Source organism: Pseudomonas marginalis (genome assembly GCF_008692035.1).
Lineage (GTDB): Bacteria > Pseudomonadota > Gammaproteobacteria > Pseudomonadales > Pseudomonadaceae > Aquipseudomonas > Aquipseudomonas marginalis.
Window position 1 is genome coordinate 2832653 of record NZ_VTFG01000001.1, and the last position, 25319, is coordinate 2857971.

General features: G+C 61.7%; 22 protein-coding genes. 12 read left to right on the plus strand and 10 right to left on the minus strand.

Annotation, left to right across the window (positions count from 1 at the left end; translation table 11 throughout):
• Positions 1–29: 29 nt before the first annotated feature.
• Positions 30–986 (minus strand): glucokinase, encoded by a 957-nt coding sequence (locus FX984_RS13285; protein ID WP_027605499.1) that lies wholly within the window; start codon positions 984–986, stop codon positions 30–32.
• Complete coding sequence (gene edd / locus FX984_RS13290; RefSeq protein WP_027605498.1) at positions 983–2809, minus strand: phosphogluconate dehydratase; 1827 nt, start codon at positions 2807–2809, stop codon at positions 983–985. Before edd ends, FX984_RS13285 begins: the two co-directional genes overlap by 4 nt.
• Positions 2810–3030: 221 nt before the next feature.
• On the opposite strand from edd, the gene gap reads away from it, so the two are divergent.
• From gap to FX984_RS13325, 7 genes are all read left to right on the plus strand, one after another.
• On the plus strand, positions 3031–4032 hold the full coding sequence (gene gap, locus FX984_RS13295; RefSeq protein WP_065925864.1) for a type I glyceraldehyde-3-phosphate dehydrogenase: 1002 nt from the start codon (positions 3031–3033) through the stop codon (positions 4030–4032).
• 139 nt (positions 4033–4171) lie between these two features.
• Positions 4172–4690 carry an RNA polymerase sigma factor gene (locus tag FX984_RS13300; RefSeq protein ID WP_098478838.1) on the plus strand — a complete coding sequence of 173 codons (519 nt, stop codon included), beginning with the start codon at positions 4172–4174 and terminating at the stop codon, positions 4688–4690.
• 74 nt (positions 4691–4764) lie between these two features.
• Complete coding sequence (locus tag FX984_RS13305) at positions 4765–5733, plus strand: FecR family protein (protein WP_098478837.1); 969 nt, start codon at positions 4765–4767, stop codon at positions 5731–5733.
• Positions 5734–5850: 117 nt separating this feature from the next.
• Entirely contained in the window at positions 5851–8415 is a 2565-nt protein-coding gene (locus FX984_RS13310; protein WP_146477293.1) for a TonB-dependent receptor, read from the plus strand.
• Positions 8416–8551: 136 nt separating this feature from the next.
• Positions 8552–9160, plus strand: a complete 609-nt coding sequence (locus FX984_RS13315; RefSeq protein WP_146477291.1) for a biliverdin-producing heme oxygenase — start codon at positions 8552–8554, stop codon at positions 9158–9160.
• 168 nt (positions 9161–9328) lie between these two features.
• A complete protein-coding gene (locus FX984_RS13320) occupies positions 9329–9730 on the plus strand; it encodes a YbaN family protein (protein WP_027605492.1) in 402 nt (133 codons plus the stop codon).
• Between the two features lie 139 nt (positions 9731–9869).
• Positions 9870–12008, plus strand: coding sequence for a methyl-accepting chemotaxis protein (locus FX984_RS13325; RefSeq protein WP_146477288.1), 2139 nt, complete (start codon positions 9870–9872; stop codon positions 12006–12008).
• Positions 12009–12071: 63 nt separating this feature from the next.
• Here FX984_RS13325 and FX984_RS13330 read toward each other — a convergent pair whose 3' ends face one another.
• A complete protein-coding gene (locus tag FX984_RS13330; protein ID WP_146477286.1) occupies positions 12072–12635 on the minus strand; it encodes an NAD(P)H nitroreductase in 564 nt (187 codons plus the stop codon).
• Positions 12636–12775: 140 nt separating this feature from the next.
• Between FX984_RS13330 and FX984_RS13335 the strand changes: the two genes are divergently transcribed.
• Genes FX984_RS13335 through FX984_RS13345 form a run of 3 tightly spaced genes read left to right on the plus strand, consistent with a single transcriptional unit; the run spans position 12776 to position 16411 of the window.
• Positions 12776–14215, plus strand: a complete 1440-nt coding sequence (locus FX984_RS13335) for a di-heme oxidoreductase family protein (protein WP_146477284.1) — start codon at positions 12776–12778, stop codon at positions 14213–14215.
• A 31-nt stretch (positions 14216–14246) separates the two neighbouring features.
• Entirely contained in the window at positions 14247–15311 is a 1065-nt protein-coding gene (locus FX984_RS13340; protein ID WP_027605488.1) for an imelysin family protein, read from the plus strand.
• Positions 15312–15313: 2 nt separating this feature from the next.
• Positions 15314–16411, plus strand: a complete 1098-nt coding sequence (locus FX984_RS13345) for a DUF1513 domain-containing protein (protein ID WP_027605487.1) — start codon at positions 15314–15316, stop codon at positions 16409–16411.
• Between the two features lie 121 nt (positions 16412–16532).
• Here FX984_RS13345 and FX984_RS13350 read toward each other — a convergent pair whose 3' ends face one another.
• The 5 genes from FX984_RS13350 to colR all read right to left on the minus strand — a co-directional run bounded on the left by FX984_RS13350 (position 16533) and on the right by colR (position 20303).
• Positions 16533–16760, minus strand: coding sequence for a hypothetical protein (locus FX984_RS13350; RefSeq protein ID WP_027605486.1), 228 nt, complete (start codon positions 16758–16760; stop codon positions 16533–16535).
• The gene (locus FX984_RS13355; protein ID WP_092358364.1) at positions 16757–17476 is read right to left on the minus strand and encodes a lipopolysaccharide kinase InaA family protein; all 720 of its coding nucleotides are present in this window, start codon (positions 17474–17476) and stop codon (positions 16757–16759) included. The genes FX984_RS13350 and FX984_RS13355 overlap by 4 nt, the downstream gene beginning before the upstream one ends.
• 4 nt (positions 17477–17480) lie before the next feature.
• The gene (locus tag FX984_RS13360; protein WP_027605484.1) at positions 17481–18161 is read right to left on the minus strand and encodes a class I SAM-dependent methyltransferase; all 681 of its coding nucleotides are present in this window, start codon (positions 18159–18161) and stop codon (positions 17481–17483) included.
• A 188-nt stretch (positions 18162–18349) separates the two neighbouring features.
• Positions 18350–19630, minus strand: coding sequence for a sensor histidine kinase (locus FX984_RS13365; RefSeq protein WP_027605483.1), 1281 nt, complete (start codon positions 19628–19630; stop codon positions 18350–18352).
• A complete protein-coding gene (gene colR, locus FX984_RS13370) occupies positions 19620–20303 on the minus strand; it encodes a two-component system response regulator ColR (protein WP_027605482.1) in 684 nt (227 codons plus the stop codon). The genes FX984_RS13365 and colR overlap by 11 nt, the downstream gene beginning before the upstream one ends.
• 201 nt (positions 20304–20504) lie before the next feature.
• Here colR and FX984_RS13375 point away from each other — a divergent pair, with 201 nt between their 5' ends.
• A complete protein-coding gene (locus FX984_RS13375; protein WP_146477282.1) occupies positions 20505–22454 on the plus strand; it encodes an LTA synthase family protein in 1950 nt (649 codons plus the stop codon).
• 51 nt (positions 22455–22505) lie between these two features.
• Entirely contained in the window at positions 22506–23225 is a 720-nt protein-coding gene (locus FX984_RS13380; protein ID WP_092358359.1) for a phosphatase PAP2 family protein, read from the plus strand.
• A 79-nt stretch (positions 23226–23304) separates the two neighbouring features.
• Here FX984_RS13380 and groL read toward each other — a convergent pair whose 3' ends face one another.
• On the minus strand, positions 23305–24951 hold the full coding sequence (gene groL, locus FX984_RS13385; protein ID WP_027605479.1) for a chaperonin GroEL: 1647 nt from the start codon (positions 24949–24951) through the stop codon (positions 23305–23307).
• Positions 24952–25001: 50 nt separating this feature from the next.
• Complete coding sequence (locus FX984_RS13390; RefSeq protein WP_003175874.1) at positions 25002–25298, minus strand: co-chaperone GroES; 297 nt, start codon at positions 25296–25298, stop codon at positions 25002–25004.
• Positions 25299–25319: the final 21 nt, after the last annotated feature.

The window sequence follows — 25319 nt, forward strand, 5'->3', positions numbered from 1 at the left end:
TCCTCCTTGTTGTTATTAGGTGGTGCGGGTCAGGCAAACGCCTGCTCCAATGCGACGCCCGCCCCGGTCAACCCGGAATACGGCGCGGTCACCAGCCACACCGGGATGCCCTTGAAGTAGTCGCTCATGCAGCCTTTGTCACTGAAGCTCCTGGCAAAACCGCTGTGGATGAAGAAGTCGGCAAACCGCGGAATCACCCCACCCACGATATACACACCACCGCGTCCACCGGTGGTCAGCACATTGTTGCCGGCCACCCGGCCCAGCCAGATGCTGAATTGATCCAACACTTCCATGGCCACCGGGTCGCCCGCCAGGCCCGCCGCCGTGATGGCTTCGGGGGTGTCGAGCACGGGTGTGTGGCCATCGACCGCGCAAATCGCCCGGTACAGACGCGGCAGACCGCCACCGCTCAAGGCGGTTTCGGCGCTGACGTGGCCGATCTCGGTGTAGATATGCTGCCACAGCTGGGTTTCCCGTGGGCTGCTCAGGGGCAGGTCGACGTGGCCGCCCTCCCCCGGCAACGCCGCGTAACGGCCTGCGCCGAGGTCCAGCAGGGTACCGACGCCCAGGCCGGTACCCGGACCGATCACCACCGCCGGGCGCAACGGTTCCGGCGTGCCAGGGCAGACCACGCGGAATTCGTCGGGTTTAAGACGCGTCATGCCCAGGGCCATGGCCGAGAAGTCATTGACCAGCAGCAGTTCATCCACCTGTAAGGCCTGGCAAAACGCAGTCTTGCTCAAGCGCCAGTGATTGTTGGTGAATTTGAATTCATCCCCGCTCACCGGCCCGGCGACCGACAGGCACACCGCACCGATGTCGCCGATTTGCAGGCCTTCTTCCTTGAGGTAGACCTTGATCGCGTCCTCAGGGCTTTGGTGATCAGCCGTGGCATGCACCCGGATCGAATGCAGTGCCTGATCTCGCCACAACGCAAAACGGGCGTTGGTACCCCCGATGTCACCGACCAGCGCTAGCTTCACTTAAGCGTCTCCAAGGCACAGGTAAAGGCGCTGGCGCCCTGCTCTGCGGAGCTTGCGGCCAAGCGCATAAATGCAAACAGCTCGCGACCGGCCCCCACGTTATTGCCCAACAGGCCCGTGGCAGGCGTGCGCGCTGCAAATTCTTCGGCGTCCACCTTAAGCTCCAAGGTGCCCTTCACGCCATCCACGCGAATGATATCGCCATCTTTGACCCGTGCCAGTGGCCCGCCGCTCTGGGCTTCGGGGTTGACGTGAATCGCGGCGGGGATCTTACCCGACGCGCCGGACATACGCCCGTCTGTCACCAGCGCCACCTTGAAACCACGGTCCTGCAGCACGCCGAGGAACGGCGTCATCTTGTGCAGTTCCGGCATTCCGTTGGAGCGCGGGCCCTGGAAGCGCATCACGGCGACAAAATCCTTTTCCAGCTGGCCGGCCTTGAACGCATCGGCCAGGTCCTGCTGGTCCTGGAACACCACCGCCGGCGCTTCGACGATCTGATGCTCAGGCGCTACGGCAGAGACTTTCATGACACCGCGGCCGAGGTTGCCTTCCATCACACGCAGGCCGCCTTCCGGCGAGAACGCACGCGCCACCGGGCGCAGGATGGTTTCGTCGAGGCTTTCGATCGGGCCGTCGCGCCACACCAGCTCGCCGTCGACCAGGAATGGTTCCTGGACATAACGGCTCAGGCCCTTGCCCGCCACGGTGTTGACGTCGTCGTGAAGCAGGCCGGCTTCAAGCAGCTCGCGGATCAGGAACGACATGCCGCCCGCCGCCTGGAAGTGGTTGATGTCGGCCTTGCCGTTTGGATACACGTGGGACAGGGTCGGCACCACCTCGGAGAGGTCGGCCATGTCATCCCAGGTGAGGATGATGCCCGCCGACATGGCGATGGCCGGCATGTGCAGGGTGTGGTTGGTGGAGCCGCCCGTCGCGTTGAGCGCAACGATGGCGTTGACGATGGATTTCTCATCGACGATCTCGCCGATCGGCGTGAAGTTGCCGTTGGCCTTGGTCAAGCGCGTGACCTGGTGCGCGGCTTCGCGGGTCAGGGCGTCACGCAGCGGCGTGTACGGGTTGACGAACGAGGCACCCGGCAAATGCAGGCCCATCACTTCCATCAGCAGTTGATTGGTGTTGGCGGTGCCGTAGAAGGTGCAGGTGCCGGGGCTGTGGTAGGACTTCATCTCCGATTCCAGCAGCTCTTCGCGAGTGGCCTTGCCTTCGGCGTAGCGCTGGCGCACATCGGCCTTCTGCTTGTTGGAGATGCCCGAAGGCATCGGACCGCCCGGTACGAAGATCATCGGCAGGTGGCCGTAGCGCAGCGCGCCCATCATCAGGCCGGGCACGATCTTGTCGCAGATGCCCAGCATCAGCGCGGCGTCGAACATGTTGTGGGACAGCGCTACCGCCGTGGACATGGCGATGACTTCACGGCTGAGCAGGCTCAGCTCCATGCCGGGCTCGCCCTGGGTCACGCCGTCGCACATGGCCGGGGTGCCGCCAGCGAACTGGCCGACCGAGCCGACTTCGCGCAGGGCTTTCTTGATTTGTTCCGGGAAATGTTCGTACGGCTGGTGCGCCGAGAGCATGTCGTTATATGACGAAACAATTGCCACGTTGGCGGCGTTCATCATGCGCAGGCTGTTTTTATCTTCGGTGCCGCAACCGGCCACGCCATGGGCGAAGTTGGCGCATTGCAGCTTGCCGCGCATCGGACCGTCGCTGGCTGCGCCGCGAATGAGCGCAAGGTAAGCCTCACGAGTGGCGCGGCTGCGGGCGATAAGCCGTTCGGTGACCTCAAGGACGCGGGGATGCATGTGTAGAACTCCAGGCTAACGGATGTGGCGACCTGAGTGTCTATGCTGATCAAACGCCCGCAGCTCATGGGATGGCAGAGAGTCGTTTGGATCATCGGACCAGTTGATTCAGGTCACTCGTTGTAGATTGAACAAAATATTGCCACTAAAAAGGCTTGTTTTCTATTTTTATGCGAATAATCTTGTAATTCTTACAACAAATCGACGACAGGCACTTTCCAATGACTCTTCGTATCGCAATCAATGGTTTTGGCCGTATCGGCCGTAATGTCCTGCGCGCACTGTATACCCAAGGCTATCGCCAGGATTTGCAGATCGTCGCCATCAATGATTTGGGCGACAGCTCGATCAACGCCCACCTGCTCAAATACGACACCGTGCACGGCACTTTCGATGCAGAGGTCGCCCACGATCAGGAAAGCCTGACCGTCAATGGTGACCGGATTGCCGTCAGTGCCATTCGCAACCCGGCCGACCTGCCGTGGGCGGCGCACAAGGTCGACGTGGTGTTCGAATGCACCGGTCTGTTCACCGACCGTGACAAGGCTGCCGCCCATATTACCGCCGGCGCACGCAAGGTGATCATCTCCGCCCCGGCCAAAGGCGCGGACGCGACCGTGGTCTACGGCGTGAACCACGACATCCTGCGTCAATCCCACCAGATCATCTCCAACGCCTCGTGCACCACCAACTGCCTGGCGCCGGTCGCCCAGGTGCTGCATCGCGAATTGGGTATCGAAAGCGGCTTGATGACCACGATTCATGCCTATACCAACGACCAGAACCTGACGGACGTCTACCACACCGACCCGTACCGCGCGCGTTCGGCCACCCAGAACATGATCCCAAGCAAGACCGGCGCCGCCGAAGCGGTGGGCCTGGTGCTGCCGGAGCTGGCAGGCAAGCTGACCGGCATGGCCGTGCGTGTACCGGTGATCAACGTGTCGCTGGTGGACCTCACCGTGCAGTTGAAGAAAGACGCCACTGCCGACGAAGTCAACGCACTGCTCAAGGAAGCCAGCCAACACTCGAAGATCCTCGGCTATAACACCCTGCCGCTGGTCTCCAGTGACTTCAACCATAACCCGCTGTCGTCGATCTTCGATGCCAACCACACCAAGGTCAGCGGCAAGCTGCTGAAAGTGCTGGCCTGGTATGACAACGAGTGGGGCTTCTCGAACCGCATGCTGGATAACTGCCTGGCGTTGTGCAACGCCGAGTAATGCGGTCCTGTGGGAGGGGCAAGTCGAATCGTCGCACCGCCCTTCCCACATTGTTCTATGTAGACACAGAGGAATAGCCACTTGCCATTTGAGTTGATGATAAGCATTATCATTAACTGCAAATCGGTCTGGTATCACTGTGAGCCAATCTCGCTTCAACCAAGTCTTTCTCACCCAACGGGTGATTCTGCTACGCACCTTGCAGCGGATGGTGAATAACCACAGCACCGCCGAGGACCTGTTGCAGGAAACCTACCTGCGCGTCACCCGGGCCCTCAGCGAGCGGCCGATCGATCACCTCGAACCCTTCGTCTACCAGACCGCGCGTAACCTGGCGCTGGATCATTTGCGTTCGCGCAGGGTTCAGGCGCGCACCCTGCAGGAAGATGTACCGCTGGAGATCCTGCAAAGCGTCGCCGCCCCCATCAGCACCCCCGAAGACGCAACCCAGGCCGAGCAATTGCTTGAACACCTGAGCATCAGCCTCGGCCAGTTGAGCGCGCGCCAGCAGCAGATTTTCATCCTCAGCCGCCTGCACGGTTGCAGCTACCAGGAGATCGCCGATCAGTTGGACGTGTCCTTGAGCACCGTGCAAAAGGAACTGAAATTGATCATGGCCATTTGTGTAGGTGTGGCCGAAAGACTGGATCGGCCTTAAGCTTCAGCCGACAGAATTGTCGACCCAAGCTGTAGGAAAGATGAATAGAACGTGGCGAAGACCCGAGGAACACCGTGACGGACCCGAATAAACTGCGCCCCCATGAGCTGGCTCATGAGGTGTTGCAAGATACGGCTATGGACCAGGCCCTCGATTGGCTGATCGCCTTGCAGTGCCCAGCGCCCGGGCAGCAGGCCGAGTTTGAAGCCTGGCTGGCCCAAGACCCCGCCCACGTCCACGCCTTCGGCAAGGCCCAGGCCGCCTGGGGTGGCGCGCCGGTGCACAGCGCCGCCGTCGCCCTGGCCGCGCCGCGCAAGCCCAGGGGCTGGCGCCGGATCAAGCCGCACTGGAAACCGCTGGCCACCGCCGCCGTGCTGTTGATCGGCCTGTTCAGCTTCAGCAACCTGCCGGTACGCCTGCAAGCCGACCATCTCACGGTGGTGGGCGAACGCCAGCGCCTGCAATTGGACGATGGCTCGAAGGTGTTGCTGAACACCAATTCGGCGTTTTCCAGCAGCATCAAGGACCACCAGCGGATCGTTCGCCTGTACCAGGGCGAAGCCTTTTTCGAAATCATGCCCGGCCATGGCCTGCCCCTGGAAATCGACGCCGGCCCCGTGCGAGCCAGCGTGCGTGATACCGCCTTCGCCGTGCGCTACCTCAACGGCGAAGCCCAGGTGCAGGTGCAGCGCGGCGATGTCGACCTGAGCAACACCTTCGACGATGCCCGCGTGCGCCTGAGTGCCGGCGAAAGCATCCGCATCGGGCCCAAGGGCTTTGGCCAACCGGCCCGGCTGGATGCCAGCAAGGACCTGGCCTGGGTGCAAGGCCGGCTGATTTTCGAAAACTGCCCGATGAGCGAAGTGCTCGCCGAACTGCGTCGTTACTACCCCGGCTGGATCGTCAACACCAACGACAAGCTCGCCAGCGTCGCCGTCACCGGCAACTACCGCCTCGACCAACCCCTGGATGTGGTGCGCTCCCTGGCCCACATCACCTCAGCGAAGTTGTCGGAATACCCCGCGCTGGTGATTTTGAACTAAATGAGAATTATTTTTACTCGATAGCCTTCGGCGGTACGTCTCGTCTTAGCCAATGCAACTGATTCCTATTTGGTTCGGTTCGCAACTATAAGATTCGTACCTTCCGGAGCGCTCTCGATGTCCTCTCGTTTCAACCGCCGGTCCTCCTCCCCCGTGCTGTCCTTGCTGACCGCCGCCATCCTGCTGGCCGGTTCGCCAGTGATGGCCGCCACTGCCGCCGAACCTGCCGCCCACAGCCACGGCAACTACAGCTTCAGCATCGAGCAACAGCCACTGGTTTCGGCGCTGAACGCCTTTACCAGCGTGACCGGCTGGCAAGTCGGCCTGCCCGCCGAGCTGGGCCAGGGTGTGTCGTCCCCTGGGGTGCGCGGCGCCCTGTCGCCGGAGAAAGCCCTGGACCGGCTGTTGGTGGGGACCAACCTGAGCTACCGCAAGCTGGGCAACAACAACATCGTCCTGGAAAAGCGCACGGCGGGCAGCACCCTCAACCTGCAACAGGTGACCATCAGCGCCACCCGTAACGCGCAGGATGTGAACAGCGTACCGAGCACCGTCAGCGTGCATGATCGCGAAGAACTGGACCGCCAGAACGTCAACACCATCCGTGAGCTGGTGCGCTACGAGCCCGGCGTCTCGGTCGGCGGCGCAGGCACCCGCGCCGGCAATGCCGGGTTCAACATCCGCGGGATCGACGGCGACCGCATCCTCACCCAGGTGGACGGTGTGGAAGTGCCCGACAACTTCTTCAACGGCCCCTACGCCAAGACCCGCCGCAACTACGTCGACCCGGAAATCGTCAAGCGCGTCGAGATCCTGCGCGGCCCGGCCTCGGCCCTCTACGGCAGCAGCGCCATCGGCGGCGCCGTGAGTTACTTCACCCTCGACCCGGACGACATCATCAAGCCCGGCCAGGACGTCGGCGCACGCCTGAAGACCGGCTACAGTTCCGCCGACGAAAGCTGGCTGACCTCCGGCACCGTCGCCGGCAGCGTGCAGGACTTCGATGGCTTGCTGCACCTGAGCCAGCGCAATGGCCATGAGACCGAATCCTACGACGGCAACAACGCCACCGGCCTGGCCCGTACCGGCGCCAACCCCGAGGACGCGCGCACCACCAATATCCTGGCCAAGCTCGGCTGGAACTATGGCGATGACAACCGCCTGGGCCTGACCTATGAGAAGTACAAGGATGATCGCGACGTCAACCTGAAGAACGCGGTGGGCGGCCCGTTCATCGGCGGCCGAGGCTTCAACCTCTACCGTGATCGCCGTGGTAACGACACCATTACCCGCGAACGTTTCGGCCTGGAAAACAGCTTCGCCCTTGAGTCGCCGATTGCCGACCGGATCAAGACCAGCCTCAACTACCAGATCGCCAAGACCGACCAGACCACTGCCGAGATCTATCAGTCAGGCCGGCGTGTCCTGCGTACCCGCGACACGCTGTACCAGGAAAAACAGTGGATTTTCGATGCCCAGTTGGACAAAGCGTTCAGCCTCGGTGAAACCGATCACCAAGTGACCTACGGCACTACCCTCAAGCAGCAGAAAGTCACCGGCTCGCGCGAGGGCGGCGCGACCTGTGTGGCCGTCGGCAGTGGCTGCACCGCCATCGGCGCCCCCAGCCCGATGGCCTCCGACAGTGTGAAAAAGTCCAGCGACTTCCCCGACCCGACCATCAACACCTACTCGCTGTTCGCACAGGACCAGATCAGTTGGGACAAATGGACCTTCCTGCCCGCCGTGCGCTACGACTACACCCAGCTCAAACCCAAGCTGACCCAGGAGTTCCTCAACACCGTCAACCCGACTGGCGCGGACCCGGTGAGCGATAAGGAAAAAACCTGGCACCGTGTGACGCCCAAGTTCGGCCTGACTTACGCCCTGACGGATCAATACACCTGGTTCGGCCAATATGCCGAAGGTTTCCGTACGCCATCCGCCAAGGCGTTGTACGGCCGCTTTGAAAACCTCAACCTGGGCTACACCGTCGAGCCGAACCCCGACCTCAAGCCAGAAACCAGCAAGGGCATCGAAACCGGGATTCGCGGCAAATTTGACGAGGGATCCTTTGAAATCGCCGTGTTTTACAACAAGTACCGCGACTTTATCGATGAGGACAACGCCGTCGTCGGCGGCACGGTCGAACAGTTCCAGGCCATCAATATCAAGCGCGCCACCATCAAGGGGGCCGAAGCCAAAGGGCGCCTGAACCTGGATGCATTCGGCGCCCCGCAGGGCCTCTACACCCAGGGTTCGGTGTCCTATGCCTACGGTCGTAACGACGATAACGGCGAGCCGCTGAACAGCGTCAACCCGCTCAAGGGCGTATTTGGCCTGGGCTACGATCAGGACAACTACGGTGGTCTGTTGAGCTGGACCCTGGTGAAAAAACAGGATCGCGTCGACAGCAGTACCTTCCACGCGCCGGACGGCGACACCAGCGGCCCCTTCAAGACCCCGGGCTTCGGGGTTGTCGACCTGACCGCCTTCTACAAAGTCACCCAGGACGTGACCATCAACGGCGGCCTCTACAACCTCACCGACAAGAAATACTGGAACTGGGATGACGTACGCAGCTACGACAGTGTCGGCGAAGCCGCGGTGACCGGACCGGCCAACCTCGACCGCCTGACCCAGCCGGGCCGCAACGTTGCGATCAACCTGATCTGGGACATCTGACGACACCCGACTCACCTCGTCGAAATTTCAGCGGCGAGGTGAGGATTTTTTACTGTGCCGCGTCTTCTTGTTCGTCTAGTTGATAACAGCTCTCTTTAAGGGCCATAAGGCGCTCCCCCTTCTCAAGGACTTTTTCATGACCGCTTCTTCTACCGCAGAACGCCCAAGCCTGCGCTCCCAGCGCCTGAACCAGATTACCCACGAGCCACACACCAAGCTGGACGCGTTGGTGAAGGCCCACGCGCCGTTTGAAACCCAGGCCAACTTCGCGCGTTTCGTAGTGGCGCAGTACCTGTTCCAGTCGGAACTGGTGGCCCTGTACAACGATGCCGAACTGATCAAGATCGTGCCTGACCTGGCCGAACGCTGCCGCGCCGAAGCCGCCAGGCTGGACCTGGCTGACCTGGATACCGAAGTGCCTGCCCCGGTCGCGGGTGCACTGAAGAACCCGAGCAAGGCCGAAGCTCTGGGCTGGTTGTTCGTGTCCGAAGGTTCCAAGCTGGGCGCGGCGTTCCTGATCAAGCGCGCCGTAGGCCTGGGCCTGAGCGAAACCTTCGGTGCCCGCCACCTGGGTGAGCCGGCCGGTGGTCGCGCCGAAGGCTGGAAAAGCTTCACTCGCACCCTGGATGCGTTGCAATTGAGCGCCGAGGAAGAAGCCGCAGCGGAAAAAGGCGCGGTGGATGCATTTGTGCGCTTCACCGTGCTGCTGGAACAGGCGTACGCTAGCGCCCCTGAACTGGCCTGATCGCCCACATTGAAATGCGGTTTAAATGTGGGAGGGGGCTTGCTCCCGATAGCGGTGCATCAGTCAACAAATAGGTACCTGACCCTCCGCCATCGGGGGCAAGCCCCCTCCCACAGTTGATTGCATTTCAATGCCGACTCTTTTGTTATCCCCTACTTTGCACACACCATGACCCGCAAACCCCAATCCACCTCGAAAATCGCACAGATCCTCTTCGGCCTGCTGGCCTACGTCAGCCTGGGCATCGGGCTGGTGGCGATTGTGGTGCCGGGTTTGCCCACCACCGAGTTCATCCTCCTGGCCGCCTGGGCCGCGACCAAAAGCTCACCGCGCCTCAGTGCCTGGCTGGAAAACCACCGCCTGTTCGGACCGATCCTGTTCAACTGGCGCAACGGCAGGATCATCGCGCGCCGGGCCAAAGTCAGTGCCACCGTGAGCATGCTGCTGTGCGCGATCCTGATGCTGGTGATGCTCGACCACGGCTGGCCGATCTACCTGGCGATTGCCGGGATGAGCCTGGGCAACCTATGGATCTGGTCACGCCCGGAACGGCTCGCACAGCCCGTGTGACGCCGGCTGTAGCCGTTCTCCTACCGCTCATCGCCTGCCTCTCATGAATTAATTTGTTACGCCGATGTTTCAGACATAGCGCTGAATGGACTTGGCCTGCACTGCGAGCCCTCCAACATGCCCATTCGTGAGTGAACCTATGTTCGACACCCTCTCTATCCGCTTGAAAATCGTGCTGCTGTCCGGGCTCTGCCTGTTGGGGGTGATTGCGCTGGTGGTCGGCATCAACATCTACAACACCAACCAGAACGATCAGTTGGTCAGCGACTCAAGCTCGCGCATGCTTACCGACGGCGTGGAACAACTGCTGCAAGCCAGGGCGGCCGAACAGGCAGTGCAACTGCAGAAAACCTTCGGCGACAGCCTGCTGGCGCTGACCGCACTGGCCGACCAGGTCAAGGACCTGCGCACCATGGCCAGCAAGCGTGGCCTGGACGCCGGCGCGCTGCGCGAAGAAATCAACCAGAGCCTGAAAACCACGTTCGATCGCAACAGCAAGGTGCTGGGTTTCTGGCTGTCGTTCGAACCCAACAGCCTGGATGGCAAGGACAGCGAATTCGTCGATGACAAAGCGCGCGCCTCCAACGAAAAAGGGCGCTTCTCCAGCTATTGGAGCCGTGCCGGCGGCGAAGGCTTGAACACCGTCATGGTCGAAGAGGACCTGAACAAGACCACCCTCACCCTCAACGGTACGCCCTACAACATCTGGTACACCTGCCCCCGGGACACCCGCACTACCTGCCTGCTGGACCCATATGAAGATACGGTGGGCGGCAAAAAGGTGCTGATGACCACCATCGCTTCGCCGCTGATCGTCGACGGCAAACTCATCGGCGTCATCGGTGTGGACATTGCCCTCACCGCCCTGCAAGCCACCACCGACGCCGCACAGAAAGACCTGTTCAACGGCGCGGCGCACCTGGAGATTCTTTCCAGTACCGGCCTGATTGCCGCCTACAGCGGCGAACCGGACAAGGTCGGCAAGAACCTGATCGACACCCTTGGCGCCGAAGGCAAGGAAATCGTGCAATTGCTGGCCAGTGACAACCGCATGATCCGTGAACAGGGCGACACTATTCGCGCCGTGTACCCGGTCAAGCCACTCGCCGATGCCAAGCCATGGGGCGTGGTGATCAAACTGCCCAAAAGCGTGATGCTGGCCGATAACGTCAAGCTGCAGGCGGTACTCGACGACGCCCAGGCCAGCGGCACGCTCAAGGCCTTGCTGGTCGGCGCCGCCGCCGGCCTGCTCGGCTTGCTGCTGATCTGGCTCACCGCCACCGGCGTGACCCGCCCGATCAACAGCGTCGCCGCCATGCTCAAGGACATCGCCAGCGGCGACGGCGATCTCACCCAGCGCCTGGCCTATGCCAAGAAAGATGAACTGGGCGAGTTGGTGAACTGGTTCAACCGCTTCCTCGATAAACTGCAACCGACCATCGCGCAGATCAAGCAGAGCATCACCGAAGCCCGTGGCACGGCTGACCAGTCCTCGGCCATCGCACGCCAGACCAGCGAAGGCATGCAGGTGCAGTTCCGCGAAATCGACCAGGTGGCCACGGCGTCCAACGAAATGAGCGCCACCGCCCATGACGTCGCCAACAGCGCCTCCAATGCCGCCAGCGCGGCACGCGGCGCCGACCAGTCGGCCCGTGAAGGCATGTCGATCATCGAGCAGAGCACCCGCGACATCACCACCCTCGCCGAAGAAGTCAGCAAGGCGGTGGGCGAAGTCGAAGCCCTGGCGGTCAACAGCGAACAGATCGGTTCAGTCCTGGAAGTGATCCGCAGCATTGCCGAGCAAACCAACCTGCTGGCGCTCAACGCGGCGATCGAAGCCGCACGCGCCGGGGAAAGCGGCCGGGGGTTTGCGGTGGTGGCCGACGAAGTGCGCAACCTGGCCAAGCGCACCCAGGATTCGGTGGAGGAAATCCGCCAGGTGATCGAACGTATCCAGAGCGGCACCCGTGGCGTGGTGGCAACCATGCACTCGAGCCAGAGCCAGGCCCAGAGTAACGCAGGGCAGATCCATCAAGCCGCGCAGGCCCTGGGCAAGATCAGTGATGCCGTGACGGTGATCAGCGACATGAACCTGCAAATCGCCAGCGCCGCCGAGCAGCAAAGCGCCGTGGCCGAAGAGGTCAACCGCAACGTCTCGGCGATCCGCACCGTGACCGAAACCCTCACCGGCCAGGCCACCGAGTCGGCGGCCATCAGCAGCCAGCTCAATGCGTTGGCCAGCCAGCAGATGAAACTCATGGATCAGTTCAAGGTGTAAGACACACCAACGGTCAAATGTGGGAGGGGGCTTGCCCCCTCCCACATTTTGACCGCCTACTGCTTAGAGACCCGTCCAGGCCTGCACAAACGCCGCCACATCTTCCTTCGGCACCGTACGCGGCGGGTTCTGCGGTGTACCCAAATAAAGGAAGCCAATCACCTCCTCATCCGCCGTCAGCCCCAGGCCTTTGGCGACATGAGCCGAGTAGGACAGTTCACCCGTGCGCCACACCGCACCAATCCCCTGGGCATAGGCCGCCAGCAGAATACCGTGGGCCGCGCAGGCGGCTGCCAACAGTTGTTCAGACTTGGGCACCTTGAAGTGTTCCTGCAGGCGGGCAATCACCACCACCACCAGCGGCGCCCGCAGCGGGCCGTTCTGGGCCTTGTCGATGACAGCCTGGGGAGCATCGGCGTCCTGCAGGCGAGCGGCTTCGGCCAACAGCGTGCCCATCTGCTCACGGGCGGCACCTTCCACGGTGAGGAAACGCCAAGGGCGCAGTTGGCCGTGGTCGGGCGCACGCATGGCTGCGGCGAACAGCACATCGCACTGCTCCTGGGTCGGTGCCGGTTCCAGCAAACGCGGCACGGAAACACGGTTGAGCAAAGCGTCGAGAGCCTGCATTGGCCACCTCCAGAAAAAAATGTGCGGTCATTCTAGCGGGAATGAATCGGGATGCCACCAAACGATAATTGCTCTTATTCAATCCGCCCCGCCCTGTTAGACTTTGCGACCTTATTTTCAGCCTTGGTCCGGGAAACTCGATGTTTCGTTCGCTTTTTCGCCTGTGCGCAGCGTTGATGGCCTTGAGCCTGGCCGCCTGCGACGACGCCCCACGCTTCACCAAGGCCGAGCCGGGTGAAGCGCGAGCGGGCGGCGCGACGACGGTGAACAAGCGCGACCAGAATGCGTTTTCCCTGCCCTCGGCCAACCTGTCGCCCACGCGCCGCCTGGATTTCAGCGTGGGCAACAGCTTCTTTCGCAGCCCCTGGGTGATCGCGCCGTCCACCACCACCGCCCGCGATGGCCTGGGCCCGCTGTTCAATACCAACGCCTGCCAGAACTGCCATATCAAGGACGGCCGTGGCCACCCGCCGCTGCCCGACGCGGCCAATGCGGTGTCGATGCTGGTGCGCCTGTCGATTCCCCTGTCTACCCAGGACCAGCCGCCCTACGCCAAGCTCATCGAGCAAGCCGGGGTGGTACCCGAGCCCGTCTACGGCGGGCAATTGCAAGACATGGCGGTGCCCGGCGTGCCGCCGGAAGGCAAGGTGCGCGTCGACTACACGCCGGTCAACGTCACCTTCAAGGACGGCACCGTCGTCGAGCTGCGCAAGCCCGACCTGCAAATCACCCAGCTCGGCTATGGCCCGATGCATCCAGATACACGCTTCTCCGCACGCATCGCCCCGCCGATGATCGGCCTGGGCCTGCTCGAAGCCATCAGCGACGCGGACATCCTGCGCAATACCGACCCGAAGACCGCCGACAAGGACGCCCTCGTCGGCCGCGCGAATCGGGTCTGGGATGACGCCGAGCAAAAAACCGTACTCGGGCGTTTTGGCTGGAAAGCCGGGCAACCCAACCTCAATCAACAAAATGTTCACGCGTTCTCTGGTGATATGGGCCTCACCACCTCCCTGAGACCCTTCGATGACTGCACCGACGCCCAAGTCGCCTGCAAACAGGCACCCAACGGCAATGGCCCCGATGGCGAGCCGGAAGTCAGCGACAACATCCTGCGCCTGGTGCTGTTCTATACGCGCAACCTGGCAGTGCCCGTGCGCCGCGACGTCGACACGCCGCAGGTGCTGGCCGGGAAAAACCTGTTCTACCAGGCCGGTTGCCAGGGTTGCCATAAACCGACGTTCACCACCGCTGCGAATGCCGCCGAACCCGAGTTGGCCAACCAGGTGATTCGCCCCTACAGCGACCTGCTGTTGCACGACATGGGGCCAGGCCTGGCCGACAACCGCACGGAATTCAAGGCCGGTGGCCGCGACTGGCGCACGCCGCCGTTGTGGGGCATCGGCCTGACGCAGACCGTCAGTGGCCATACCCAGTTCCTGCATGACGGCCGCGCCCGCAACCTGCTCGAAGCCGTGCTGTGGCACGGCGGCGAAGCACAAGCGGCGCAGCAGCATGTGTTGTCCTTCAATGCCGAGCAGCGCGCTGCGTTGCTGGCGTTCCTGAATTCTTTATAAGCTTCGCCCCAATTACAGAAGGGAGCTCGACATGTTCCGTCCCAAGTTGTTGTTCACCAGCCTGGCCGCCCTCGCCCTGGGCGCCTGCTCGCCACAAGACCCGCAAGCCGTGACCTCGGCGGCGATCGCCAAGCAGGTGATCCTGCCGACCTACAGCCGCTGGGTCGAAGCCGACCGTCAGTTGGCCGTCAGCGCCCTCGCCTACTGCCAGGGCAAGGAAAGCCTGGACACTGCCCGCGCCGACTTCCTCCACGCGCAAAAAGCCTGGGCCGAGTTGCAACCGCTGCTGATCGGCCCGCTGGCCGAGGGCAACCGCTCGTGGCAGGTGCAGTTCTGGCCGGACAAGAAGAACCTGGTGGGCCGCCAGGTCGAGCAACTGGTCGCCGCCCAGCCGCAGATCGACGGTGCCGCACTGGCCAAGTCCAGCGTGGTGGTGCAGGGCCTGTCGGCCTACGAATACATCCTCTACGACGCCAGGACCGACATCGCCGACGAGGCGCAGAAAGCCCGTTACTGCCCGCTGCTGGTGGCCATCGGTGAGCGCCAGAAAGCCCTGGCCGAAGAGATCCTGGCCAGTTGGAACAGCACCGACGGCATGCTCGCGCAGATGAGCAAGTTCCCGAACCAGCGCTACGCTGATTCCCACGAAGCCATCGCCGATCTGCTGCGCGTACAAGTGACCGCACTGGACACCCTGAAGAAAAAACTCGGCACGCCCATGGGCCGCCAGACCAAGGGCATCCCGCAGCCGTTCCAGGCCGATGCATGGCGTAGCCAGTCGTCCCTGCAAAGCCTGGAAGCCAGCCTCGCCGCCGCCCAGACCGTGTGGGTGGGCGTGGACAACAAGGGCCTGCGTGGTTTGCTGCCGGCGGATCAGAAGCCGTTGGCCGACAAGATCGACGCAGCCTATGCGGCCGCGCTGAAACTGTTCGCCAGCAACCAGCGTACCCTCAACGAACTGTTGAACGATGACGCCGGGCGCCAGCAGCTCAACGACATCTACGACAGCCTCAACGTCGTCCACCGCCTGCACGAAGGCGAGCTGGCCAAGGCGCTGGGGATTCAACTGGGCTTCAATGCCAACGACGGTGACTGATGATGCTCAGGCGACAGGCTTTGGCGATCGGCAGCGTGCTGCTCAGCGCACTCACGCTGGGTGGCTGGACGCTGTTCAAAGGGAAAGGCAAGCGCCCGCTGCTGCTGTCGGCCCGCGATGATGCAGACGGCAAGCACTATGCCGTGGGCTTTCAGCTGGACGGCAAGCAGGTGTTCGCCACCCAGGTCGGCCAGCGCTGCCACGACATCATCAACCACCCGACGCTGCCGATTGCGCTGTTTGTTGCCCGCCGCCCGGGCACCGAGAGTTACCTGATCGACCTGCGCGATGGCGCGCTGTTGCAAACCCTCACCTCGAACGCCAACCGCCACTTCTATGGCCATGCGGTCATCCACAAGAGCGGCGATTGGCTGTACGCCACCGAGAACGACACGTCCGATCCCGGCCGTGGCCTGCTCGGTGTGTACAAGTTCGAAGGCGAGCGCCTGGTGCACAGCGGCGAGATCTCCACCCATGGCATCGGCCCGCACCAGGTGTCGTGGATGCCCGACGGCGAAACCCTGGCGGTGGCCAACGGCGGCATTCGCACCGAAGCCGAAAGCCGCGTGGAGATGAACCTCAACGCGATGGAACCGAGCCTGGTGCTGATGCACCGTGACGGCACGCTGATCAGCAAGGAAACCCTCGGCCAGCAGATGAACAGCGTGCGCCATATGGGCATCGCCAGCGATGGCACCCTTCTCACCGGCCAGCAGTTCATGGGACCGTCCCAGGAGCGCTCCGAGTTGCTGGCGATCAAGCGCCCGGGCGAGCCGTTCATGGCGTTCCCGGTGGCCGATGAGCAGTTGCAGGCCATGGGGCATTACACCGCCAGCGTCGCCGTGCACAGCGAATTGCGCCTGGTGGCGTTGACCGCACCCCGTGGCAACCGCTTCTTTATCTGGGACATGGACACTGCCGAGCTGCGCCTGGATGGACCGCTGCCCGACTGCGCAGGCGTCGGTGCAGTGGCAGACGGGTTTGTCGTCACCTCGGGCCAAGGGCGTTGCCGCTACTACGATTGCCGCCAGAAACAGTTGGTCGCCAAACCGTTGGAATTGCCGGCAGGGCTCTGGGATAACCACCTGCATCTGATCTGAGCTGCGTAGATACCGCCTAGCCAACGCCGCGCCCCCGTAGCAGCCGCGTTGCGGATAAGGTTTGAAAGGCAAAAAAAAGGGCCTCGCATCGCAAGGCCCTTCTTCGGGGGTTTGAATCGTTTCAACTCTGCGGCCTCATCCCTTGGGACATCCCAAACATGAACAACAGCAACTCATGATCAGGCTTGACCGCCGCACTCGCCTTGGCGACCCGGGGCAGCAGGCATTGCCCGCCGCCTTGCACCGCACTGAGTACCTGTGTGCGAGGTTGCTCCCATGCGGCCAGGGCCAGGGCGGCAATGCCCATCGCCCCGACCAGGAACAGACCTCGTGCTATTTCTAGCTTCATCTGGTTAAACCCTTGATAGCGCTGCCAAACGCCGTTTCATAAAAGTAGCTGAGTTTTTCCCAGTCGGTGCTGTTCCACGACGAATGGCGACGCAGCTGCAACATGTCATGGGAGGCTGCCCGATAAGCGGTCAAGCGCTGGCGGCATTTCTCGAAGTCCAGCAGCGCCACTTCCACCTGGGCCGAGTCGCCCTCGCCCGTCACCCGCACGAAAATATGCTTGATGTACAGGCAACCGTGCTGCCAGCGTCCCTTGTGCATGCGGGCCAGGGTAGCGGCCAACGCCTTGAGCAAGCGCTCGTGCACCTGCTCGCCATACTGTTCGCGACCACCGGCGGCGTACCAGTTTTCAATTTCGTCGAAGCCGTCGAGGGCGGCGGTCACCAGCAGCGCCTTCCAGCGGTGCTCGGGGTCACGACGCGCCTCACAAAAGACCATTTCGGGCACGCGAACATCCAGCAGTCGCAGGCCCCTGAGGGCATCCCGCTCGCGCAGCACCGTGGGGCGTCCGAACGGGTGCAGCCAACTGCGGTAGATATGGCCCGTCTGGCGCTTGCTGTAGAGCAAACGGCCATTGGCGGTCATGACCCGCTGTACACCACTTTCACCGCCACGCCGGCGATTGGGCTCTTCGACCCATTCGCCTTGCTGACGCCAGAAATAATCGAAGCGTTCTTCGGGAGCTACGTGACTGCCTGCTACGCACTCAACTGCCATCCTGTTACCTCTTGCGCAATACATACACCCGCCACATGGCGTAGAGCGGTATGAAGTCCAGGGATTCCTGAACACGGAATCCGGCTTGCTCGAACTCTGATTCAACAGTAGCAGCCGGTAACACAAATCTGTTCTGGTAACCTTCCTGCTCACCTGTCTTGCGACGCTTTCCTTCCAGACGCTTGCGTTTCCAGGCTTTGAAATTGCCATCGACCCACAGCGAAATGATCACGCTGTCACGGGTAACCCGCTGAAACTCCCGCAGAATTGCCTGACGGTGCGCCGGATCACCGATGTGGTGGAGCAGGCGCATACAGAAAATGCTGTCGACCGAGTTATCCGGCAAATCGATATCGAAGGCAGATGTCTGCAAGGGCCGTACCCGTTTCACCACTTCTGCGGGCTGGGCGGCCATCGCGACCTTCAACATGGAGGCCGAATTGTCGGCGCCGATGATCACACGGTTGGGTTTTTCCGCCAGCAGCGGCCAGAAGCGCCCGGCGCCACACGGCAGGTCCAGCACCAGGCCTGGCTCGCCGGCCATCGCCAACGCGCCACGGGCCAGTTGCTCGTCGCGTTTGTGGGACAACCGGCGAGCCAGATTGTCCTGATGCTTGAGCAAATATTCGTGGGCGTGCTGGTCGTCGTACTTTTCGGAAAATTCGAGCTTGATCGGGGTAGGCATCAACGGATCTCCAGTTGCTGATGCCTACAACCTTAAGCAGCGTCCTGTGATCAACAGGTCAACCCCTTGTGAAAAACTTGTCCTGTCCAATCCCATACATTTCAAGACTTTACAGACACAAGCAATATCATGGGGCCATCTTCGCCGATTTACGGGGATCTCTGGCAGGATAACGGCAGGGGGAACGCTCAGGCGTTGACCTGACTCAACTGGACGTGAAAGCGACAGCCATTGGGCTCCATGGTGCTGAGGGTAACGCTCCAGCCCTGGTTCTCGCAGATGCGCTGGACCAGTGACAACCCCAACCCCAGGCCCTCACCGCGCTTCTCACTGCCGCGGACGAACGGCTCGAACATCGCTTCGCGCTTGTCTTCGGGAATGCCGACGCCGCTGTCTTCCACCACAAACCCGGTCGGCTCCAGGGTCAGCCGGATGAAGCCGCTTTCGGTGTAATGCAGGGCATTGCGCAACAGGTTGCCCATCACGGCATGCAGGAAGGTCGCGTTGTAGCGCGTATCCAGCGGGTCGCCCGGCTGGTAGATCAACTCCAGGCCCTTGTGCTCGATGGGCTCGCGCCAGATGCCGAGCAGATCATCAGCGACCTGGGACAGATTGGCCTTGGGTGACATGCTGCCGTCATCATGTTGAGCCCGGGCCAGCATCAGGAAGGTTTGTACCAGTTCGCGCATTTCTTCGCAGGCCCGGGCGATTCGCTCGACCTGGTTACGCCCACGCTGATCGATAGCCGGGTTTTCCAGCAACAATTCGCAGGAGCTGGCCAGGACCATCAAAGGCGTGCGCAGTTCGTGGCTGACATCGCTGGTGAACAACTGCTCACGGGACAATGCCTGGCGCAGGCGCCCCAGCGTGGCGTCGAAGGCCACCGCCAGCTCACCCACTTCGTCGGCTGCGTAGTCCGGGGCCAGGGGCGGCGCCAGGCCCAGCAACTGGTCGCGGTGCCGCACCTGGCGGGCCAGGCGCACCACCGGCGCCATCACTTTACGGGCCAGCACCCAGCCGAGGAATACCGCCAGCGCCAGGCTGAGCACGAAGCCCACCAGCACCACGGCAAACAGCACGCGCTCGCGCTCTTCGAAATCGCTTTGATCCTGCAGCAGCACATAGCGCCGACCGTCGACCACTTCGACCATGGCGTGGTACGACAGCGCCTCGCGAAACACCTCATGAAACCCTGGTTCCAGATGCCGCAGGTCCTTGGGCAATTCAAAATCCCCCGGGCCACCGCTGAAGTAAAACAGCTGGTCGGGCTCGGGCCGGTGCCGCCAGTCCTCGACGGTGTCCATCAGCAGCAGGCGCTGCAGGTCACCGCCCAAGCCTGCCGAGATCAACTTCTCTTCCACCAGGTGCACGGTGGCGACGATGCCCATGGCGAAGGCCCCCGCCACCAACGCACTCATCAAGGCAAAGGCGATGATGATCCGCTGGGCAAGGCTTTGCTTAAACTCCATCACGGCCCTCGGCCAGGCGGTAACCCACACCATGCACGGTTTGCAGCAACGGCTTGGCGAACGGCTTATCGATCACCTGGCGCAACTGGTGCACGTGGCTGCGCAGGCTGTCGCTGTCCGGGCAGTCATCGCCCCACAGCGCCTCTTCCAGCACTTCCCGACGCAGTACGTGGGGACTTTTCTGCATCAAGACCGCGAGCAGCTTGAGGCCGACCGGGTTGAGCTTGAGCAGGCGCCCTTCGCGGGTCACTTCCAGGGTATCGAGGTCGTAATTCAGATCGGCCACTTGCAGGGCACGGCGACCGCCGCCTTGGGCCCGGCGCAGCACCGCTTCGATGCGCGCGGCCAGTTCCGACAGGGCAAACGGTTTGAGCAAGTAATCGTCGGCACCGGACTTGAAGCCCTGCAGCCGGTCATCCAACTGGTCGCGGGCGGTCAGCATGATCACTGGCGTGTCGCGGCGCGCGTCTTCACGCAGGCGTTTGCACAGGGTGTAGCCATCGATGCCAGGCAGCATGATGTCGAGCACGATCAAGTCATAATGCTCGGTGGCGGCCAGGTGCAGACCCGACAAACCGTCCTGCGCACAGTCCACGGTGTAGCCTTTTAGCCCCAGGTAGTCGGCCAGGTTGGCCAGAATATCGCGGTTGTCTTCAACCAATAGAATTCGCATGGGCAGTGTCTCCGTACGCGGTAACGGCCGTGTTGGCTCGCGCAGCTTAAGGCCAAGTGTGGCTCAGGGATAGAGCGGAAAGGCGTGCCAATAAAGGTTTTCAACCGATTCAGCCTACCAACGAGTTTTTCACTATAGCTTCACAAACTGACTACAGTGTCAGGCAGAAGATCGCCCCCCATTGATATAAGGAACATGGACATGGGGTTTCTCAAGACGGCGCCAATGCGCTATCTGCTGTTGGTAACCGGTGCCTGGCTGGTTATTTTCCTGCTCACTCGCAGCGTGCTGCTCATCACTCATTTGGATGAAGTCGGCGGCAACCTGTTGCCGGTGTTTGGCGTGGGCCTGCTGTACGACCTGGGTTTCCTGGCCTATGCGGCACTGCCGCTGGGCCTGTATTTGCTGCTGTGCCCACCCGCGCTGTGGCGCCGTCGCGGTCACCGCTGGTTCCTGCAGGCCGTGCTCACCGTCAGCCTGTTCGCCATGCTGTTTACCTCGGTGGCCGAGTGGCTGTTCTGGGATGAATTCGGCGTGCGCTTCAACTTCATTGCCGTCGATTACCTGGTGTACTCCGACGAGGTGTTGAACAACCTGCTCGAGTCCTACCCGATCGGCAAACTGCTGAGCCTGCTCGCCATGCTGGCGATTGTCTTGAGCCTGGCCTTGCGCAAGCCGTTCAATGCGGCGATGAACGCCCCACTGCCGCCGATGCGTGGTCGTCTGGTGAATGCCCTGGCCCTGTTGGTGATTGCTGGCCTCAGCCTGCAACTGATCAGCCAGGACAGCCCGCGAGCCCAGGGCGGCAACGCCTACAAGAACGAACTGGCCAGCAATGGTCCGTATCAGTTTTTCGCCGCATTCCGTAACAACGAGCTGGATTACTCACAGTTCTACAAAAGCCTGCCGACCGAGGTTATCGCCAAGCAACTGCGTGCAGAACTCAGCGAACCCAACGCACGCTTTATCGGCCGGGACCCGCTGGATATTCGCCGTGCCATCAGCAACCCGGGCACGCCGCGCAAACCCAATGTCGTGCTGGTGACCATCGAAAGTTTCAGCGCCAAGTACATGGGCAGCAACGGCGACGAGCGCAACCTCACGCCTAACCTGGATGCGCTGCGTAAACAGAGCCTGTATTTCAATAATTTCTATGCCACCGGCACCCGCACCGACCGTGGCCTGGAGGCGATCACCCTGGCGATTCCACCCACGCCCGGGCGCTCGATCGTCAAGCGCATCGGTCGTGAAAGCGGCTTCGCCAGCCTGGGGCAACAGCTCACGGCCGTCGGTTACGACAGCGTGTTTGTGTACGGCGGGCGCGGGTACTTCGATAACATGAACGCGTTTTTCAGCGGCAACGGTTATCGCGTCGTGGACCAGAGCAGCGTGCCCGAGTCAGAAATCTCGTTCAAGAACGCCTGGGGCATGGCCGACGAGGACCTGTACAACCAAACCCTGAAACTGGCCGACACCGACTACGCCAAGCAGCAGCCCTTTTTGCTGCAACTGATGACCACCTCCAACCACCGCCCCTACACCTACCCGGATGGGCGTATCGACATCAAATCCGGGAATGGCCGCGACGGCGCGGTGAAATACACCGACCACGCCATCGGCCAATTCCTGGAAGCCGCCCGCCAAAAACCCTGGTTCGATAACACGATCTTCATCTTCGTCGCCGACCACACCGCCGGCAGCGCAGGCAAGGAAGACCTGCCCATCACCAACTACCAGATTCCGCTGTTCATCTATGCGCCCAAGCTGATCGACGCACGGGAAAGCGCACAACTGGCCAGCCAGATCGACCTGGCGCCCACGCTGCTGGGCCTGCTCAACCTGAGCTACGAATCCACCTTCTTTGGTCGCAACCTGTTGCAGGACAACCCACTGCCACCTCGGGTGGTGGTCGGCAACTACCAGCACCTGGGCCTGTTCGACGGCAAGGACCTGGCCATTCTCAGCCCACGCCTGGGCCTGCGCCGCCACGACCAGGCCCTGGGTGAGAGCCAGGAGTTGCGGGTCGGCAGCGATGACCCGTTGATCCAGCGGGCGATCACCTACTACCAGGCCGCCAGCTATGGCTTCAAACAACAGTTGCTGAGCTGGAGAGCGCCCAAGGAAGAGGCCCCGGCACTGAGCACGCGCTAACCAAAACGTCCCGTACAGGTCAGTACGGGACGTTTTTCACCAGGGTCCACCATGGGCACAACCCCCGCCGTCCCCGTCTCCAAACCTCTCAACCTATGGCTCTGCCTGGGCATCCCCGGCGGCGCTGCGCTCCTATTGCTGCTGCTGGAGCTGACCTCACTGGACATGGACCTCGCCAAGCTGTTCTACAACGGTGCGGAGGGCGGTTTCATCGGGCGTTACAGTTTCTTCCTCGAAGACATCCTGCATGATCGTGCCAAACAGTTGGTCATCCTGTTCTCGGTCCTGGCGATCCTGGGATTTGCCGGCACGTTTATTCTCCGACGGCTCAAACCCTATCGTCGTGAACTGGGCTGCCTGGTGCTGTCACTCGGGCTGGCGACCGCGTTTGTCGCTCCGCTGAAAACCATCACCGGCGTCCAGTGCCCGTGGAGCGTCCAGGAATTCGGCGGTCAGGAAACCTACAGCAAATTGCTGAGCCCTCGCCCGCCCACCGATAAACCCGGGCGCTGCTGGCCAGGCGGTCATGCCGCCACCGGGTTCGCCTTGTTTGCCCTGTTTTTTGCACTGCGTGACCGGCAGCCACGGATGGCGCGCAGCGCATTCATCTTCGCCGTCGGCTTGGGCAGCGTGTTTTCCGTCAGCCGCATGATGCAAGGCGCACACTTCTTTTCCCATAACGTGTGGACGGCAATTTTCTGCTGGCTGATCTGCCTGGGGCTGTATTGCCTGTTGCTGTACCGGCCCTCCACGCGCGCAACGCCCACCTGAAGCCAAAGACAGCGCCCACAAAAAAGCCCCGCCTGCATCACTGCAGGCGGGGCTTTTTCAGTACAGGGGTAAGGCTGGCTTACATCATGCCGCCCATGCCACCCATGCCGCCCATGTCTGGCATACCGCCGCCAGCCGAGCCTTCAGCCTTCGGCTTGTCAGCGATTGCAGCTTCGGTGGTCAGGATCAGACCACCGATGGAGGCTGCGGCCTGCAGCGCGGAACGAGTCACCTTGGTAGGGTCCAGGATGCCCATTTCGATCATGTCGCCGTAGACGCCAGTCGCAGCGTTGTAACCGTAGTTACCTTTGCCGTTCTTGACTTCGTTGACCACAACACTTGGCTCGTCGCCGGAGTTGGCAGCGATCTGGCGCAGCGGTGCTTCAACCGCACGACGCAGCACAGCGATACCGACGTTCTGGTCAGCGTTGTCGCCGGTCAGGTTGGTCAGGGCTTCCAGGGCACGGATCAGCGCAACGCCACCGCCAGGTACCACGCCTTCTTCGACGGCTGCGCGGGTTGCGTGCAGGGCGTCTTCAACGCGGGCTTTCTTCTCTTTCATTTCAACTTCGGAACCCGCGCCAACCTTGATCACTGCAACGCCGCCGGACAGTTTGGCCAGGCGCTCTTGCAGTTTTTCACGGTCGTAGTCCGAGGACGTCTCGGCAACCTGGGCACGGATCTGAGTGATGCGCGATTGGATGTCGCCGTCAACGCCAGCACCGTCAACGATGATGGTGTTTTCCTTGGAGATGGTCACGCGCTTGGCGCTACCCAGGTTTTCCAGGGTGGCGCTTTCCAGGCTCAGGCCGATCTCTTCGGAGATAACGGTACCGCCGGTCAGGACGGCGATGTCCTGCAGCATGGCCTTGCGACGGTCGCCGAAGCCTGGAGCCTTGACGGCTGCGACTTTAACGATGCCACGCATGTTGTTCACAACCAGGGTCGCCAGGGCTTCGCCTTCAACGTCTTCGGAAACGATCAGCAGTGGGCGGCCGGCTTTGGCAACGGCTTCCAGCACTGGCAGCATTTCGCGGATGTTGGAGATCTTCTTGTCGACCAGCAGGATCAGCGGGCTGTCCAGCTCGGCAACCATGGTTTCCGGCTTGTTGACGAAGTACGGGGACAGGTAGCCACGGTCGAACTGCATGCCTTCGACAACCGACAGTTCGTTTTCCAGGCCAGTGCCTTCTTCAACGGTGATCACGCCTTCTTTACCGACTTTTTCCATGGCTTCGGCAATGATGTCGCCGATGGAGCTGTCGGAGTTGGCGGAGATGGTGCCTACCTGGGCGATAGCCTTGGTGTCGGCGCAAGGCTTGGACAGGTTCTTCAGCTCAGCGACGATGGCGATGGTGGCCTTGTCGATGCCGCGCTTGAGGTCCATCGGGTTCATGCCGGCAGCAACGGCCTTGTAGCCTTCGTTGACGATCGCCTGAGCCAGAACGGTGGCGGTGGTGGTGCCGTCGCCTGCGTCATCGTTGGCACGGGAGGCAACGTCTTTGACCAGCTGCGCGCCCATGTTTTCGAAACGGTCTTCCAGTTCGATTTCTTTGGCGACGGAAACGCCGTCCTTGGTGATGGTCGGAGCGCCGAAGCTCTTCTCGATGATCACGTTACGGCCTTTCGGGCCCAGGGTCGCTTTTACTGCGTCAGCCAGGATGTTGACACCGGTGAGCATTTTCTTACGGGCGGAATCGCCGAATTTAACTTCTTTAGCAGCCATGATCGATATTCCTTAAATACTTTGTAGTAACGGGAAAATGAGCGGGGAAATCAGTCTTCCAGAACGGCGAGAATCTCGTTCTCAGCCATAACCAGCAGGTCTTCGCCGTCGACTTTCACAGTGTTGCTGCCGGAGTAAGGGCCAAATACAACCTTGTCACCGACTTTAACGGCCAGCGCACGTACGTCACCGTTTTCCAGAGTCTTGCCTGGGCCTGCAGCGACGATCACACCGTGGTTGGCTTTTTCAGCAGCCGAACCTGGCAGAACGATACCGCCAGCGGTTTTCTTTTCTTCTTCGCTGCGACGGATTACGACGCGGTCGTGCAGAGGACGAAGCTTGCTCATTGTCGATCTCTCCTAATTGTG